We start from the raw sequence: 14,292 nt of genomic DNA, 5'->3' as shown, positions 1-14,292 counted from the left end.
TTAATCAATTCCCTTCGTAAAGGATCGAACCATTATTTTCAATAGCAAAATATGATAGATAAGCCCTATCACAAAAGCCCCAATGGCCATAAACGGCTCATTTGAAATGCCCGTCATATAACACTTCGCCGGCCAAAAGGTAGGTACGATCACTCCTACATATTGCCAAGGTTCTGGTACAAAAGAGACAATTATAGGTCCAACAAATAACAGTCCAGTTACCTTAGATAAAGCTAACCCTTCGACCTTATTATCGGCGAAGGCAGCAAGGAACATGGCGATGCAAGGTGCTTCTAGTGCAAGTAAGATGAGCGTGAATGGATTCTCCATTTGCATGTTCGTTATCCCAGAAAACAGTAAAAATAGCGTAGTTAGTAGGACTGCCAAAAGGCTAGGTAACATCAGTCGATATCGAAAATAACCTTCTCGAGTGAGTGGTGTAATGGCATAATACGATATGATATTCTCGTCACGCTCATCCAGAATGAGCAAACCGGCCATGGTCCCTGGAAGCAAAGGCACGATGAGTAAAAGAAATGTAGCGATAAAATCGTTGTAGTCGGTTAAACGAAATCCGTATGCCTTGGCAATCCACTCGGAAAGCAGTGGGAGAATGAACCTAGCACAGACAATGAGTGCTAGTGGCCCCAATAAACTAGCCATTAGCATAGGATCTTTCGAAATTTGCCTCATATCATTGATAAGTAAAGTATGAGCTTTCATCCTCAAGAACGACCATCTCCAATTCGCCATAGAACCTTTCTCTCAAAGGAACGATAGGTCCATAAGAATACACATGCATTTCCTAAAACCAAAAGGGTTACAGCATAAATAGTTCCACCGAGTGAAACATGTTGATACGTTGTTTTTAAGAGTAAGAGAGAGCCATCCGTAGGGATAATTACATACATAAATGCCTTTCCAATTCCGAAGAAGTGGAGTAATGGAAGCGTAAATGGCAAAGCGTACAACTGTGAGAGCAGAATAAATCCATTAATGGATCGAGTACGGACAGCCACTCCTATAGAGAGAAATGTAAAAAAACTTGAAGTGAGCAGTACAGCTAAAGAAAAGCGGATTGGAGAAATAGGGAGGCCCAATGAAAAGACGTGAATAACCCAAGCTGCAGCCAATGATAGGGCAGATAAGGACAAGGCTTTGGCGAATAAGTATTCCCTTAATCGTAGGGGGGTTACAAACAAGCTATCATGTATACCTTGATCCTTCTCTAAGAGAACGATGCCACCTGCAAGAATTAACCCGAGAGCGCTGGGATCGGAAAAGGTTAACAGTATCGTAACGGTATCTTTGCGACTTTCGGGAACGAAATGAAGCAGTAGTACATAGAGAGAGCATACTAAAACATAAACACCGTAAAACCCATGTCTCCATTGAAACTGAACATCATACTTGGTCGCTGTCATCCATCTCATTCTAAGGATCTCCCCGTAACGTCAATGAAAATCTGTTCAAGCGTAGCTTCAAGTGAATGTATGGTCTCTATAGGGTACTTCTTTAAGAGATGTAAGAGCCGTTCGTTTTCCCCAATGCCTTCGATCGTAAACTCCTCTACCGCTTTTTCTTGGCCATTAAGGTATTCTACACGTAATTTCCGCTGACCTTGCTTCAACTTTAATGCTCTAGGCGAGTCTATTAACTTGATTTGTCCATCAACAATGAAAGCTACACGATCGCAAAGTTCTTCCGCTGCAAGCATATGATGAGTGGTGATGAGGATGGTCGTTCCTGCGGCTTTTTTCTCCAGTATTAAGTCTTTCATGATTTTAGCGTTTACTGGATCAAGTCCAGAGGTAGGCTCATCAAGGAATAAAATATTTGGATTGTGAAGTAGAGTACGGCAGAAATTAAGTCGCATTTTCATACCTTTAGAAAGCTGTGAAACCTTCAAATGGGCTGCTTCACCGAGTCCCACCTTAATGAGTAGATCCATCGGATCCTCCGTACGGCTATCATATAGTGATTGGAACATCCGCAAGTTTTCTAAAGCTGTAAATTTGGTATAAAAATTAGGGAATTCGAATGCAACACCGATGTGTTCATAATAGTCGGGGCCGATATCCCTAATCTCTTTTCCCATTACTTTTACGCTTCCTTCGTATTGCTTTAAGGCACCAATAAGGATTTTTTGTGTAGTACTTTTGCCAGCACCCGAAGGACCTAGAAACCCAAAAACTTCCCCATGACCAATAGCAAAATCAAGGCCATGAAGTGTTCTTTTTGCTGCTCCTGGGTATGTAAATCGCAGGTCATTCACTTGAATCATGGCTGTTCACTCCTTCTTTAAGCTAGTTGCGAACATTCCTTCAGCTAGTACATCAACCAATAATTCAATCGTATCTGTATAAATAGCCTCTCCAATTTCCTTCTTATGCAACGATAGCAGTATGAGAGCCCGAAGCATACTGACGATCAATTCTGGTCGTGCCGCGCGTAGTATTCCCGCATGCTGCCACCTGCGGACCACAGGCATTAAAGCTTCTTGATCATCAGTAAAATTATTTTCTAGTAGATCTGGAGGGAGTTTTCGAACAAGCTGTTCGAATTCACCCTCCAGATACATTTGACGGATCAACGGGCTTTCGCTCATTAGACGATAAGAATCTAATAAAAAAAGTCGGATACCCTGCTGCGATATAATGTTTTCTGAAGCAATCGAGTTTAGAAGCTTCTCACGAATAGATTGTTCTTCTTTCTGGAGCAGGTCGTAGAAAAGCTCTTCCTTTGACTTGAAAAATAAATAAAAAGAACCTTGTGCGATGCCGCAAGCTTTGGTCAAATCTTCAACGTTTGTTTTTTTTAGACCAAATGTTTCAAAACTGCGTTTAGCTACTTCGAGCAATTTCTGGTGTATGTGTGCTTTTTCATGTTCGTTAAATTTTTTAGGCATTTAAGAGCTCCTGTTATACTTTTTGTGATATTGTGAATATATTTATTTTTCATTCATAATAGAACATTATGCCATAAAACAATAATTGTCAATAGATGGATAATGATTTAAATATTATTGATTTCGTTTGACGGATGAATAAGCATTGTGTAAGATAAACCTACGCTTAATTTCCAGCTTTTACGTAAGCTCGGAAAGCGGGGGAACCAATTTTTTGGGGCGAATCTTTGAAGTAGGGAACCATCTTTCCCGAGCCCGGCAGCTAACCTCGTCAGCAGTGGATCAAGTTTTTTTATGATGCAAATAATTGCATTTTTGACCCGTATTGACGGGTTTTTTATATTTTTAAGACCCGTTACAGCAATGGGACTCGTAGATTTCCTGCGATTTCTTTGCTATACGGGTCTTTTTTGTTTGCTTATAGCTACCCATCCATAAGTTCTAGGAAAAGGAGGCATTTAAACGGTCTGAGCATGTGAAATTATTCATTCCTAAAATTAGTATTCAAGGAGGATCATATATGGCGAACCCGAAATATATCACCGATATTGATAAGATTTTGGATATTCCTGAAGCGGAACGGAGAAAGTTGAAAGCAATCACGGAAAAGTTCGTGTTTCGTGTGAATGATTATTACTTGAAATTAATAAACTGGCAGGATGGAAACGATCCGATTCGGAAATTAATTATTCCAAACGAAGGTGAACTATCAGAGTATGGACGTTGGGATGCTTCGGATGAAGATACGAATTATGTAGTACCAGGCTGCCAACATAAATATCGTACCACAGCATTACTTTTGGTATCAGAGGTATGTGGGGCTTATTGCCGTTATTGTTTTCGTAAACGTTTATTCCGAAATGACGTGAATGAAGCGATGTCTAACGTTGGCCCGGGAATCGCTTACATTGCCAGTCATCCTGAAATTAATAACGTACTTCTGACCGGTGGAGACAGTTTAATTCTATCCACGAGTAGATTACGAAAAATTATCGAAGAGTTGCGTAAGATCGAGCATGTGAAAATAAATAACGTACTTCTGACCGGTGGAGACAGTTTAATTCTATCCACGAGTAGATTACGAAAAATTATCGAAGAGTTGCGTAAGATCGAGCATGTGAAAATTATTCGTTTAGGTTCCAAAATACCCGTCTTTAATCCGATGCGGATTTATGAAGATAAAGAATTACTCGAGATGATTCGAAGTCACTCGACTGCTGAGAAACGCATCTATGTCATGGCGCATATTAATCATCCAAGAGAAATAACGAATGAGGCAAAGATGGCTTTTGAAGCCTTGCATGATGCCGGAGCCATCGTTGTTAACCAAACTCCTGTGCTGAAGGGAATCAATGATGATCCATCAATTCTGGCTGAGTTACTGGATCGACTATCTTGGGCAGGAGTAACTCCTTATTATTTCTTTATTAACCGTCCCGTTGCAGGTAATCGTGATTTCGTTTTACCCTTAGAGAAGGTGTACCATATCGTGGAACAAGCTAAATCCCAAACATCTGGTCTTGGCAAGCGAGTAAGATTGTCAATGAGTCATACTTCTGGCAAAATTGAAATTCTAGCGATTGAAAATGGAAAGGCTTACTTCTCCCAAACATCTGGTCTTGGCAAGCGAGTAAGATTGTCAATGAGTCATACTTCTGGCAAAATTGAAATTCTAGCGATTGAAAATGGAAAGGCTTACTTGAAGTATCATCAATCAAGAGATAACCAGTATGGCAAATTTATGGTGCTAGATTGCCCTAATGAAGCAGCTTGGTTTGATGATTTGCCAGGAAGTGAAGAGCTTTGGGAAAAACCGCAGAAAATTGCGCATGACGTAATCTCTGTTAATGAACTTCCGGAATTGCCTCAAGCCACTTAACTTAGAGGGGAGAGCAGTTTCATTATGATAATGAAGACAAGCGATGGTAAGGTTGTTGAAATCCTTTTTAAAGATGAGAATGGCTTTTGTACATGCGATGATGGTTGGAAAAGACCGATAAATGAACTTACAATTCCAACTAGAATGGAAGTCAATATGAAGCGTAAGAATACTAAGAAGCTAGAAAATTAATTATATTATTAATAATGAGCCCGCCGAAACAAACCCTACTGTATTCAGAAGGATTTGTTCAGCGGGCTTTTAGGCATGTAAATTGCGGATGACTGGTTGTGAAGGAAGTGAAATATCAAGCTTACGATATTAATTATTAGTATTCATTGCAAAGTTCAATCATGCTATTGTTCAGAGGCTAGCAGATCTCTATCAGATGCTTGTGGTGGTTGTTCTAACCAACCATTATCAATCATGATATTGGCACCATCTTCGGCAAAGTTTAATATTTCAGATGTTAAACGAACATAGTTTGATGCAAGATCTCTTCTTGGACTAAGTGCTAAGCTTCTTCCGTAGTGAGCAATTCCATCAGCATTTAATGAAGTAGCTTGAAACATCATAAGTTTATCGGAAAATGTTGTCGTCGTGGAGGTTGTTGGCATTGTATCCCAAGAGCTTGCAGAAGGAAGGAACTCCTTACTAAGTAGGGAACCGAAAATTTCGACGTGTTTATCTGCAATATCTCTACCTCTGACCATGTATTCACGGACTTTTTGAGAACTGGCCACTTGGCTGAACCCTATAAGCAATGTACGGCCTAACTGATTTCGTATGAGGTTATAGTAAATATTGGAAATTTCAATTACATTCAATGGTCTGTGATGCCCAAAGAAACCTGCCATATAACTTTGTTTTTGAACATATTCATTTTTCTGGGGAATTGGAATAAATGGAGCTCGAATGAAAGTACCTTTCATTAACATGATTTCTGTGGCTTTATTTAATAAACGTGATGATTCATTTAAACATTCAGTAAAATACTCACACATATCAAGACGAGCCGCATTTGATAAAGCTGTTGTATAGAATTCCATACCGATTTTGCCCATATTCTGAATGTAGAATAAACAAAAATCATCTGTAAATAACCGCGGAGCATCTTTTGAAGCGTCATGTTCTTGTTGAAATCCGTCAGGTATTGGATATCGTTCTTCGTTAAAAAAGGATTTTAATTTTTCAAGATGAGATATAGATAGGTTAAGAGCGAATTCTAGAACTGAGTGAATTTCACGGTCTTCAATGTACTTAATATATGATGCTATTGTACAGACACCTACGGAATCATTCATGTAATTTGACCAAAGAGCAGCAATTTCAGCAGCATTTAAATAGATTTTGTGGTCAGTTATCATTATTTCTCTCCTTGGAAGTTTTTCTCTTATTTTGTTTTAGTTTCTTCTAAATTATTCTTAAGCATTGAAGGTGAAGATCTGCTCGCTTGCAGCCTTTGCAATAAGGGCATGGATCCTTCGAGTGATGGGATGCTTCGGCAAAGAAGATTAACAAAAATTATGGAAGAGCTGCGTAAGATCGAGCGTGGAACAGCTTGGTTTAATGATTTGCCAGGAAGTGAAGAGCTTTGGGAGTAACACTACTTATAATTTAGAGATAAGCGCTTCGAAGAGAGCAGAACATAATTCAAAGTCTTGAAAGGTTCTATCGTCGAACGTAACCTCCCAAGTATCCTCAGAAAAATTCACTGAGAGCTTTCCTCCAGATTGAGATAGGCAAGCCATCATTTGACCGATGGACAGTAAGGGAAGCGACTTATTTTTTTGCACACCATTTAAAAAATATATCATTTCTTCATGGTCACCTGTGGCCATGTATTCGCCTTCTTGCGGCTCCCACAGCTCGCGCAATTTAATTTGTTGTTGCCCATCAAGCTTTTGCAAGTGCGTGTAAGAAATACGTTGCTTCAATAGTAGTCCTCCTAAAATAGTTGGTTAACTTACTGCTGCTCGAAATGCCTCGATATGCTCTGGTGGGCCACTAACTAATAAACGATCTCCTAACCTTATTTCAGTATTCCCATGTGGTATCAGATACGATTGGCCACGGTATATACGCAAAATCAATAAATTTTCTAAATTTGGTAACTGACGAAGGAAAGTGGAACGATAGGGCAGGTGTTGAATAGATACCTCAAATATCGTTCCTTCTTCTTCAGAGAGTAACTTCAGCGCACCTGGGCTATCGATAAGAGCTCTTAACACGGTTCGTGCCGCATAAAGGGTCGAGAAAACTTCAAATCCTTCATTCAAGATTTCACGCTGTGTTTCAGGACTCTCGATTCGAACGAGAACTCTCTTATCAGATTCAGCTTTTAATTTTCTAGCCATGTGGATATTGAACGCATCATCCATCGTAGCAAATACAAGGATATCAGCATCAAAAGCGCCACTCTGCTTTAAGAGTGGTTCCGTCATCTTTTTCAGAACCTGAACGAACTCGCTGATGGGGGGCTCATGACCTCGTGAGCTTTCTTCGAAATCATTTGCGGTAAATACGCGAATTAGGTACATATCTTCCTTCATGAAATCTTGTGCGACAGGGAGGGTGATATGGTTTAATCCAATAATGGCAATGGACTGCTTGTTTTCTGTTACCACGGGAGCCAATTTGTTAAATAGAGTTGGAAAGAGCAGGCAGCTTAATATCGCAACCATGATCAGTGCGCCATGAAAGGATTCCCCAATGATATGCAAATCCAAGGCTAATGTAGCCGCAGCTATAACAAGACTAAGCTTAGATGACAAGAGGATGCCAGAACTGATAACATCGCGCCAACTAAACCATTTTCTCAAAATGAGCATAGGAATCATCTTCGCAAGGAACATCACAAGTAATAATAGTGGAATCGCCATGAGTATCTTCGTATCTTTGAATAAATAAGTGAGATCCAGTTTTGCTCCGACCATAACGAAAAAGATGGGGATAAGGAAACCGTAGCCAAATGACTCGAGTTGATGGATAAATTCTTTTTTGGGACGCATCAGCGATACAATCATTCCTGCTAGGAAAGCGCCTAGAATATTTTCGACACCTAAGCTTTCGGAAAGAAAAACGATAGCCATGATCAGTGTGAAGATAGCTCTAGTCCCGAATTGAATGGAACTTTCCCCAAGTACTTGAAAGACCTTGCCAGACGCAAACCTTTTAACAAACTGATAGATTAGAATGACTAATAAAAAAAACATCAGTAAGAATACCAACTTGGTCATATTTCGGGAAAGAAAGCTTACATAAAACGCGAGTAGAATCATCGTGAAGAAATCAGCTAGTACGGTAATTAATAGCAGGGTTTGTCCCAAATTCGATTGCAGCATCTTACGCTCTTTTAAAACCGGTACAACAACACCAAGCGAGATAGTACCAATAATGAGTGTTGTCAAAAATGCGCGATTAACAAGACCCAATGCTACCAGTCCCCAAGACATCACACCTGAAAGAACGAAGATACCTAAGAAAATGATGACCGCAACAGTCATTGGTCGATACTTTTTGAGCGTGGAATTTTTTTGTTTGGAGAAGGAAGAGAAGTCGATTTCAACACCGCTTAGGAACATGAGATAAATAAAACCAAGTAAAGAGAGCAATTCAACCCAGGGGTCATTGCCAACCAAGTCCAACCCGCTTTTTCCAATAAGGATGCCTGCGAGTATTTCGGCGACGACGACAGGGATTACGCGTAATCGTAAATGATATAGAAGGATTGGAATGACAAATGAAATTGTAACCACAAGGATAAGACTTCCTAATGAACCACTGCCGTGTTCCATGTTCAACATCACCACTTCCTAAACTTTTTCGAAAATAAGCCGTAAATGATCTAATTAACATAATTTTAGCGAAAAATCGCCATTTATACAAACATATATAGAATAATCACGTGATAATGAGCATTATTGCGGTTTTTCTCTTCTTTAACGATATAAATTGAATATTTCGTATAATTGAGCATTTGGAGGGATAAGCGAGTTTTTTCTTGCATATGTCATCTTATTTACGCTTAAGGAGGGACAGAGGGGCTGAGCGACTCTGAGGCAGGATAACCAAGGGTGTGATACATAAAGGATCATGTTACACTTATGTAGGGCCCCAAATTAATGGAAAAAAGGAGTTTTTGAATGAATAAGTTGTTTTCGTACGCGCTATGTTTACTGCTCGTGTTGACAGTGGTGGGTTGTACATCCCAAAGTACAAGTAGCCAAACAAATGCAAACGATGAAAAGTCAACGACCCAGGAGAGTACACTTGAGAAAGCCAAAAAACAAGGGTTCATTACAGTTGGATTTGCGAATGAAAATCCGTATGCTTATGCAACACCAGACGGTAAGTTAACGGGAGAGGCCGTAGAAGTGGCACGCGTTATTTTGAAAAATATGGGGATCAATGAAATGAATGGCGTCTTAACCGAATTCGGGTCTTTAATTCCCGGCTTGAAGGCGAAACGCTTCGATATCATTACGGCAGGTATGTTTGTTAACCCAGCAAGAAGCAAAGAAGTTGCATTTGCAAATCCAGAGTACAGTATTGGCGAAGCGATTGCTGTTAAACAAGGAAATCCTCACAATTTACATAGCTATAAAGATATCGCTGCTAATAAGGATGTCAAGGTAGCTGTCATGGTAGGCGCTATCGAGAATGAATACTTGGTGAAATCTGGCGTGGCAAAAGATCAAATCGTTACGGTACCAGATCAACCTTCGGCTATTTCTGCCTTACAAGCGGGACGTGTACAGACAGTAACGATGACAGGACCTTCCTTACAAGCATCACTAGCATCAGCCAAAGATAATAAGATAGAGCGGGTGATGGATTTTACACAACCAGAAATTGATGGGAAAAGCATCAGAGGCTATGGCGCGGCGGCATTTCGTATGGAGGATACAGCATTTAGAGAAGCCTTCAACGCAGAATTGGATAAGCTGAAAAAGTCAGGACAATTACTAGAAATATTGAAGCCATTCGGATTTACAGATCAGGAATTACCCGGTGATATGACGGCCGAACAGCTGTCCAAAGGTTAATCGCATGTTTAACTTACAGACCTTTTTTTCCTTTTTCCCCTTGTTGGCAAAAGGAGCACTTGTTACGCTTGAAATTACTTTGCTCGCAATTATACTTTCAGCAATTATATCGTTCGCTATTGGTTTTATGCGCTTATCTTGCTTTTGGCTCGTACGTAATTTAGCTACGGTATATGTTGAAGTTTTTCGAGGCACTTCGTTGTTAATTCAATTGTTTTGGTTGTATTTTGCACTTCCAATGCTTCTGGATATCCAGATTCCAGCAATGACAGCCGCAGTTATTGCGCTGGGGTTGAACTATGGGGCTTACGGTTCTGAAGTTGTACGAAGCTCAGTTCTTTCAGTTCCCAAAGGGCAATATGAGGCAGCCATTGCGCTGAACATGAGTCCATATAGAAGAATGCGTCGAATCCTTCTTCCACAAGCATTTGTTCGAATGCTCCCCTCTTTTGGCAATTTGCAAATTGAGTTGTTGAAGGGAACCTCATTGGTCTATTTAATTACACTCACAGACCTTACCTATCAAGGTATGATACTGCGTACATTCGACAGCTCCAAGACGACTGAAATATTCACCAGCATGCTGATCCTGTACTTTATCCTTTCCTATGCCTTAACGTTAATCATTCGTTACATGGAGCGTAGGACAATTAGGGGGCGGTATTAGCATGTGGGATTGGCACTATGCTTGGCATATTTTTCCTCAACTCTTGAAGGTATTACCGATCACGATCGGAGCGACGCTTGTAAGTTTTTTCATTGCCATCGTACTTGGATTGCCGCTAGCACTGGCTCGCAGATCACAAAGTAAGGTACTTGCTGGAACTGCTCTAGCGTGGGTGGAGTTTATACGAAGTACACCGTTGCTCGTCCAATTGTTTGTCCTGTTTTATGCACTTCCCTTGTACGGTATTTCCTTCTCACCATTCACCACGGGTGTTATTGGACTAGGTATTCATTACAGTACCTATATGTCCGAAGTGTTTCGCTCTGGCATTGAAGCTGTTCCAAGGGGACAGTGGGAAGCATCTAGGGCGTTAAACTTCAACGTTAAGCATACGTGGGGGAGTATTATATTACCCCAAGCGCTGCCACCAATCATTCCTGTGATGGGTAATTATTTAATTACCATGTTTAAAGAGACACCCATTCTGTCTGCCATCACACTCGTAGAGCTTTTACAGACAGCGAAAGCGATTGGTTCCGGATCATTTCGATATTTGGAAGCATTTACGCTAGTGGGGCTGTTGTTCTTGCTGCTCAGCTATCCTTCATCACTGCTCGTTGGATGGCTAGAGAGACATTTTCAAAGAAATAAGTAGAGGGGTATTACATGGATACAGTAGAGAAGTCAGTCAGCAACCCTATTGAACGTTTCAATACACCTGCTTTACAAGATGGGAATCCCATTGTCAAATATCGTGGTGTCAGTAAGTCATATGGAGATATTCAAGTTCTTAAAGACATTGATCTGGATATTTTTCCCGGTGAAAAGGTAGCTGTCATTGGACCGAGTGGTTCTGGGAAAACGACATTGGCTAGGATGCTCATGACGTTAGATCGACCAACCGCAGGAACCATAGAGGTGAATGGACAGATGCTCTGGCATCAAGAAGTGAAGGGCAAGTTAATCCCGGCAAATGAAAAACACTTGCATCAAATTCGCAGTCACATTGGTATGGTGTTTCAGCATTTCAATCTATTTCCTCACATGACTGTGCTGGGTAATGTTACAGAAGCCCCTATTCATGTCCTTGGTTTGAAACGGGCTGATGCGGAACAACGTGCTATGGAGATGCTGGAGAAAGTTGGCTTAGCCGATAAAGCGATGGAATATCCTTCTCGTTTGTCAGGGGGACAAAAACAACGAGTTGCGATTGCAAGAGCTGTGGTTATGCGACCGAAAATTATGCTGTTCGATGAAGCAACGTCTGCCCTTGATCCCGAGCTTGTGGGTGAAGTACTTTCCGTCATCAAGGACCTTGCAGCGCAAAGAGATATGGCGATGATGCTGATCACACATGAGATGGATTTCGCCAAGGATATTGCGGACCGCATCCTCTTTACAGATGGCGGATCAATCGTTGAGCAGGGAACGCCGGACCAGATTTTCGGAAATCCACAAAGTTCTAGATTGCAATCCTTTCTAAGTCGCTTTCGACAAACCTGGTTTATGGGCGGTGTAGGGCAGGTATCGACATCCATCGAATAAGAAGGAGGATTCCTCTTGACTCTTTTAGATACGAATAACTGCGTAATTAGAAAAGCAACCGTGCAGGATGGCAAGTATATGTGGCAGCGAGTTAAGGATAGTCAGAAGCTTGATGTGAATTCAGCTTACTGCTACATCATGTTGAGTGAGTATTTTACTGATACTTGTTTAGTAGCGGAAATTGATAAGGAAATTGTTGGATTCGTGACCTCACTGATTCGCCCATCCAATCCTGAAGTACTCTTTGTTTGGCAAATTGCTGTTTCAACGGAACATCAAGGAAAGGGAATCGCGTATACTCTTCTTCATGAGTTAATATCGTCAGCTTCATGTACCGAGGTACGGTATATAGAAACAACCATCTCACCAAGGAACACAGCATCAAACCAGTTATTCCGTAAATGGGCGGAAGAAATGGAAGCACCACTATTAGAAAGTGAAGGATTCTCTTCCTACTTGTTCCCAGGAGATGTACACGAGGATGAACGATTGATACAAATTGGACCTATTAATCAACAATTAGGAGGAACACACTCATGAAAGTATTAGATCCGAGTAAACCATCCCTACATATTTTTGACATGCTGGAGTCTGAGGTTCGCAGCTACTGCCGTTCTTTTCCTACTATTTTTACAAAAGCGAAAGGGTATAAACTATGGGATCGAACAGGTGAAGAATATATTGACTTCTTTGCAGGCGCTGGAGCGTTGAATTACGGACACAACAATGCAGATTTAAAGGAGAAGCTGATTCAATATATTCAGAATGATGGCGTTACGCATAGTCTAGACATGGCAACAGAAGCGAAAGAACAGTTCCTTGAACGTTTTCAACGAATTATTTTGGAGCCTAGGCAGCTTTCGTATAAAATTCAGTTTCCTGGTCCAACGGGTGCTAATTCAGTGGAAAGCGCATTAAAGCTTGCCCGTAAGGTGACGGGGAGATCAACGGTTATTGGTTTCACGAATGCTTTCCATGGGATGACGTTAGGTGCTTTATCTGTAACAGGTAATAAATTCAAGCGAAGAGGTGCAGGTGTTCCCTTACATCATACGGTATCTATGCCATATGACGGGTATATGGGTGATGATGTTGACACAATTGAATACATGAACAATTACATTCAAGATACGGGAAGCGGCGTATCGTTACCAGCTGCGATCATCGTGGAAACGATCCAAGGTGAAGGCGGGATCAATGAAGCTAGCATCGAATGGTTGCGCAGCCTAGAGGCGTTATGTAAAGAACAAGGTATTCTACTCATCGTCGATGATGTACAGATGGGTTGCGGAAGAACGGGAACATTCTTCAGTTTCGAGGAGGCGGGGATTAAGCCCGATATTATCTGTCTGTCGAAGTCCATCGGAGGATATGGATTGCCAATGGCGTTGACACTGATTCGGCCTGAACTGGATATATGGGAGCCAGGAGAACACAATGGCACCTTCAGGGGCAATAATTTAGCTTTCATAACAGCCTCGGAAGCGCTTCGGTATTGGGAAAATGAGCAATTCTCTGTGAGCATTCTGGAGAAAGGCAGGCTGTTAAATATTCGTCTGCAAGAAATGGTAGCCTCATTCCCGCTATTAAGAGGGAAGGTCAGGGGAAGAGGACTTATGCAAGGTATTGTCTTCGAAATTAGTGGCATAGCAGAGAGAATATGCGAACGTGTCTTCTCCAAGGGACTGATCATGGAAACCTCTGGAACCGACAGTGAAGTTGCCAAAATCATGCCGCCGTTAATCATTGATGAAGCAGGCTTAGTCCAAGGATTGAACATTTTACGACAAAGTATGGAAGAAATCGCTGCAGAACTACAGTTGACAAGTAAACAGGCATAGGAGGAGCAGGCCATGATTGTAAGACAATTAGCTGAGAGAGTCGGCACTGAATTCCATGTAGATACAGAAACTTGGTATAGTACACGATTGCTGGTGAAAAGTGACCAGGTAGGCTTCTCTTTGCACGATACGACGATTAAAGCAGGTACTGAAACAGAGATATGGTACAAACATCATGTTGAAGCCGTGTATTGTATTCAAGGAGAAGGGGAGATTGAAGTCCTCGAAAGCAAAGAGATTTATCCCATTTCCGCAGGAACCCTATATGTGTTAAACGGCCATGAGAAACATCTGCTTCGAGGTAGAACAGATATGCGTATGATTTGTGTGTTTAATCCGCCTACAACAGGTCGAGAAGTGCATGATGCTGAGGGGACATACCCGTTAGACCAAATCTAATAAGG

At 41.2% G+C, this 14,292-nt stretch carries 17 protein-coding genes and 1 riboswitch; of the genes, 10 read left to right on the top strand and 7 right to left on the bottom strand.

Annotated features, from left to right (window positions below; genetic code table 11):
* From ASG89_RS22035 to ASG89_RS22020, 4 genes are read right to left on the bottom strand one after another with little or no spacing between them, the layout of a single operon-like run.
* Nucleotides 1–693 (bottom strand): hypothetical protein, encoded by a 693-nt coding sequence (locus ASG89_RS22035; protein WP_235549877.1) that lies wholly within the window; start codon nt 691–693, stop codon nt 1–3.
* Nucleotides 694–725: 32 nt separating this feature from the next.
* Nucleotides 726–1,433 carry an ABC transporter permease gene (locus tag ASG89_RS22030; RefSeq protein WP_057313230.1) on the bottom strand — a complete coding sequence of 236 codons (708 nt, stop codon included), beginning with the start codon at nt 1,431–1,433 and terminating at the stop codon, nt 726–728.
* A complete protein-coding gene (locus tag ASG89_RS22025) occupies nt 1,430–2,284 on the bottom strand; it encodes an ABC transporter ATP-binding protein (RefSeq protein ID WP_057313229.1) in 855 nt (284 codons plus the stop codon). The genes ASG89_RS22030 and ASG89_RS22025 overlap by 4 nt, the downstream gene beginning before the upstream one ends.
* A 6-nt stretch (nt 2,285–2,290) precedes the next feature.
* Nucleotides 2,291–2,908 (bottom strand): TetR/AcrR family transcriptional regulator, encoded by a 618-nt coding sequence (locus ASG89_RS22020; protein WP_057313228.1) that lies wholly within the window; start codon nt 2,906–2,908, stop codon nt 2,291–2,293.
* A 153-nt stretch (nt 2,909–3,061) separates the two neighbouring features.
* Nucleotides 3,062–3,200: riboswitch (cyclic di-AMP (ydaO/yuaA leader) on the top strand.
* A 228-nt stretch (nt 3,201–3,428) separates the two neighbouring features.
* On the opposite strand from ASG89_RS22020, the gene ASG89_RS22015 reads away from it, so the two are divergent.
* Nucleotides 3,429–4,787 (top strand): KamA family radical SAM protein, encoded by a 1,359-nt coding sequence (locus ASG89_RS22015; RefSeq protein ID WP_057313227.1) that lies wholly within the window; start codon nt 3,429–3,431, stop codon nt 4,785–4,787.
* Nucleotides 4,788–4,811: 24 nt separating this feature from the next.
* Nucleotides 4,812–4,979: a hypothetical protein gene (locus ASG89_RS36580; RefSeq protein WP_157276759.1), complete on the top strand. Its 168-nt coding sequence runs from the start codon at nt 4,812–4,814 to the stop codon at nt 4,977–4,979.
* 164 nt (nt 4,980–5,143) lie between these two features.
* Here ASG89_RS36580 and ASG89_RS22010 read toward each other — a convergent pair whose 3' ends face one another.
* A complete protein-coding gene (locus ASG89_RS22010; RefSeq protein ID WP_057313226.1) occupies nt 5,144–6,154 on the bottom strand; it encodes a DUF3231 family protein in 1,011 nt (336 codons plus the stop codon).
* 108 nt (nt 6,155–6,262) lie between these two features.
* On the opposite strand from ASG89_RS22010, the gene ASG89_RS38250 reads away from it, so the two are divergent.
* Entirely contained in the window at nt 6,263–6,391 is a 129-nt protein-coding gene (locus ASG89_RS38250) for a hypothetical protein (RefSeq protein ID WP_268795646.1), read from the top strand.
* A 6-nt stretch (nt 6,392–6,397) separates the two neighbouring features.
* On the opposite strand, the gene ASG89_RS22000 is transcribed toward ASG89_RS38250, so the two are convergent.
* Nucleotides 6,398–6,724, bottom strand: coding sequence for a hypothetical protein (locus ASG89_RS22000; RefSeq protein WP_057313224.1), 327 nt, complete (start codon nt 6,722–6,724; stop codon nt 6,398–6,400).
* Between the two features lie 24 nt (nt 6,725–6,748).
* Nucleotides 6,749–8,593, bottom strand: a complete 1,845-nt coding sequence (locus ASG89_RS21995) for a cation:proton antiporter family protein (RefSeq protein WP_057313223.1) — start codon at nt 8,591–8,593, stop codon at nt 6,749–6,751.
* A 339-nt stretch (nt 8,594–8,932) separates the two neighbouring features.
* Between ASG89_RS21995 and ehuB the strand changes: the two genes are divergently transcribed.
* Genes ehuB through ASG89_RS21960 form a run of 7 tightly spaced genes read left to right on the top strand, consistent with a single transcriptional unit; the run spans nt 8,933 to nt 14,287 of the window.
* A complete protein-coding gene (gene ehuB / locus ASG89_RS21990) occupies nt 8,933–9,835 on the top strand; it encodes an ectoine/hydroxyectoine ABC transporter substrate-binding protein EhuB (protein WP_057313222.1) in 903 nt (300 codons plus the stop codon).
* Nucleotides 9,836–9,839: 4 nt separating this feature from the next.
* Complete coding sequence (ehuC, locus tag ASG89_RS21985; protein ID WP_057313221.1) at nt 9,840–10,502, top strand: ectoine/hydroxyectoine ABC transporter permease subunit EhuC; 663 nt, start codon at nt 9,840–9,842, stop codon at nt 10,500–10,502.
* Nucleotide 10,503: 1 nt separating this feature from the next.
* A complete protein-coding gene (ehuD, locus tag ASG89_RS21980; protein ID WP_057313220.1) occupies nt 10,504–11,157 on the top strand; it encodes an ectoine/hydroxyectoine ABC transporter permease subunit EhuD in 654 nt (217 codons plus the stop codon).
* Between the two features lie 11 nt (nt 11,158–11,168).
* Complete coding sequence (gene ehuA / locus ASG89_RS21975) at nt 11,169–12,047, top strand: ectoine/hydroxyectoine ABC transporter ATP-binding protein EhuA (protein WP_057313219.1); 879 nt, start codon at nt 11,169–11,171, stop codon at nt 12,045–12,047.
* Between the two features lie 15 nt (nt 12,048–12,062).
* On the top strand, nt 12,063–12,587 hold the full coding sequence (gene ectA, locus ASG89_RS21970; RefSeq protein WP_057313218.1) for a diaminobutyrate acetyltransferase: 525 nt from the start codon (nt 12,063–12,065) through the stop codon (nt 12,585–12,587).
* The gene (gene ectB / locus ASG89_RS21965) at nt 12,584–13,888 is read left to right on the top strand and encodes a diaminobutyrate--2-oxoglutarate transaminase (RefSeq protein WP_057313217.1); all 1,305 of its coding nucleotides are present in this window, start codon (nt 12,584–12,586) and stop codon (nt 13,886–13,888) included. Before ectA ends, ectB begins: the two co-directional genes overlap by 4 nt.
* Nucleotides 13,889–13,900: 12 nt before the next feature.
* Nucleotides 13,901–14,287 carry an ectoine synthase gene (locus tag ASG89_RS21960; RefSeq protein WP_057313216.1) on the top strand — a complete coding sequence of 129 codons (387 nt, stop codon included), beginning with the start codon at nt 13,901–13,903 and terminating at the stop codon, nt 14,285–14,287.
* Nucleotides 14,288–14,292 lie beyond the last annotated feature (5 nt).

This window comes from Paenibacillus sp. Soil766 (assembly GCF_001428105.1).
In the GTDB taxonomy this organism is placed as follows: Bacteria; Bacillota; Bacilli; order Paenibacillales; family NBRC-103111; genus Paenibacillus_E.
The sequence above is the reverse complement of the archived record's forward strand: the minus strand, read 5'-3'. Positions and strand labels throughout refer to the sequence as shown.

Bases quoted from the DNA above. Each gene is read 5' to 3' on its own strand.
- ASG89_RS22010 (WP_057313226.1), bottom strand. From the start codon at position 6,154: ATGATAACTGACCACAAAATCTATTTAAATGCTGCTGAAATTGCTGCT.
- ehuD (WP_057313220.1), top strand. From the start codon at position 10,504: ATGTGGGATTGGCACTATGCTTGGCATATTTTTCCTCAACTCTTGAAG.
- ehuB (WP_057313222.1), top strand. From the start codon at position 8,933: ATGAATAAGTTGTTTTCGTACGCGCTATGTTTACTGCTCGTGTTGACA.
- ectB (WP_057313217.1), top strand. From the start codon at position 12,584: ATGAAAGTATTAGATCCGAGTAAACCATCCCTACATATTTTTGACATG.
- ehuC (WP_057313221.1), top strand. From the start codon at position 9,840: ATGTTTAACTTACAGACCTTTTTTTCCTTTTTCCCCTTGTTGGCAAAA.
- ASG89_RS21995 (WP_057313223.1), bottom strand. From the start codon at position 8,593: ATGTTGAACATGGAACACGGCAGTGGTTCATTAGGAAGTCTTATCCTT.
- ASG89_RS22035 (WP_235549877.1), bottom strand. From the start codon at position 693: ATGAGGCAAATTTCGAAAGATCCTATGCTAATGGCTAGTTTATTGGGG.
- ASG89_RS22025 (WP_057313229.1), bottom strand. From the start codon at position 2,284: ATGATTCAAGTGAATGACCTGCGATTTACATACCCAGGAGCAGCAAAA.
- ASG89_RS21960 (WP_057313216.1), top strand. From the start codon at position 13,901: ATGATTGTAAGACAATTAGCTGAGAGAGTCGGCACTGAATTCCATGTA.
- ehuA (WP_057313219.1), top strand. From the start codon at position 11,169: ATGGATACAGTAGAGAAGTCAGTCAGCAACCCTATTGAACGTTTCAAT.
- ASG89_RS22020 (WP_057313228.1), bottom strand. From the start codon at position 2,908: ATGCCTAAAAAATTTAACGAACATGAAAAAGCACACATACACCAGAAA.
- ASG89_RS22015 (WP_057313227.1), top strand. From the start codon at position 3,429: ATGGCGAACCCGAAATATATCACCGATATTGATAAGATTTTGGATATT.
- ASG89_RS38250 (WP_268795646.1), top strand. From the start codon at position 6,263: ATGGATCCTTCGAGTGATGGGATGCTTCGGCAAAGAAGATTAACAAAA.
- ASG89_RS36580 (WP_157276759.1), top strand. From the start codon at position 4,812: ATGATAATGAAGACAAGCGATGGTAAGGTTGTTGAAATCCTTTTTAAA.
- ASG89_RS22030 (WP_057313230.1), bottom strand. From the start codon at position 1,433: ATGAGATGGATGACAGCGACCAAGTATGATGTTCAGTTTCAATGGAGA.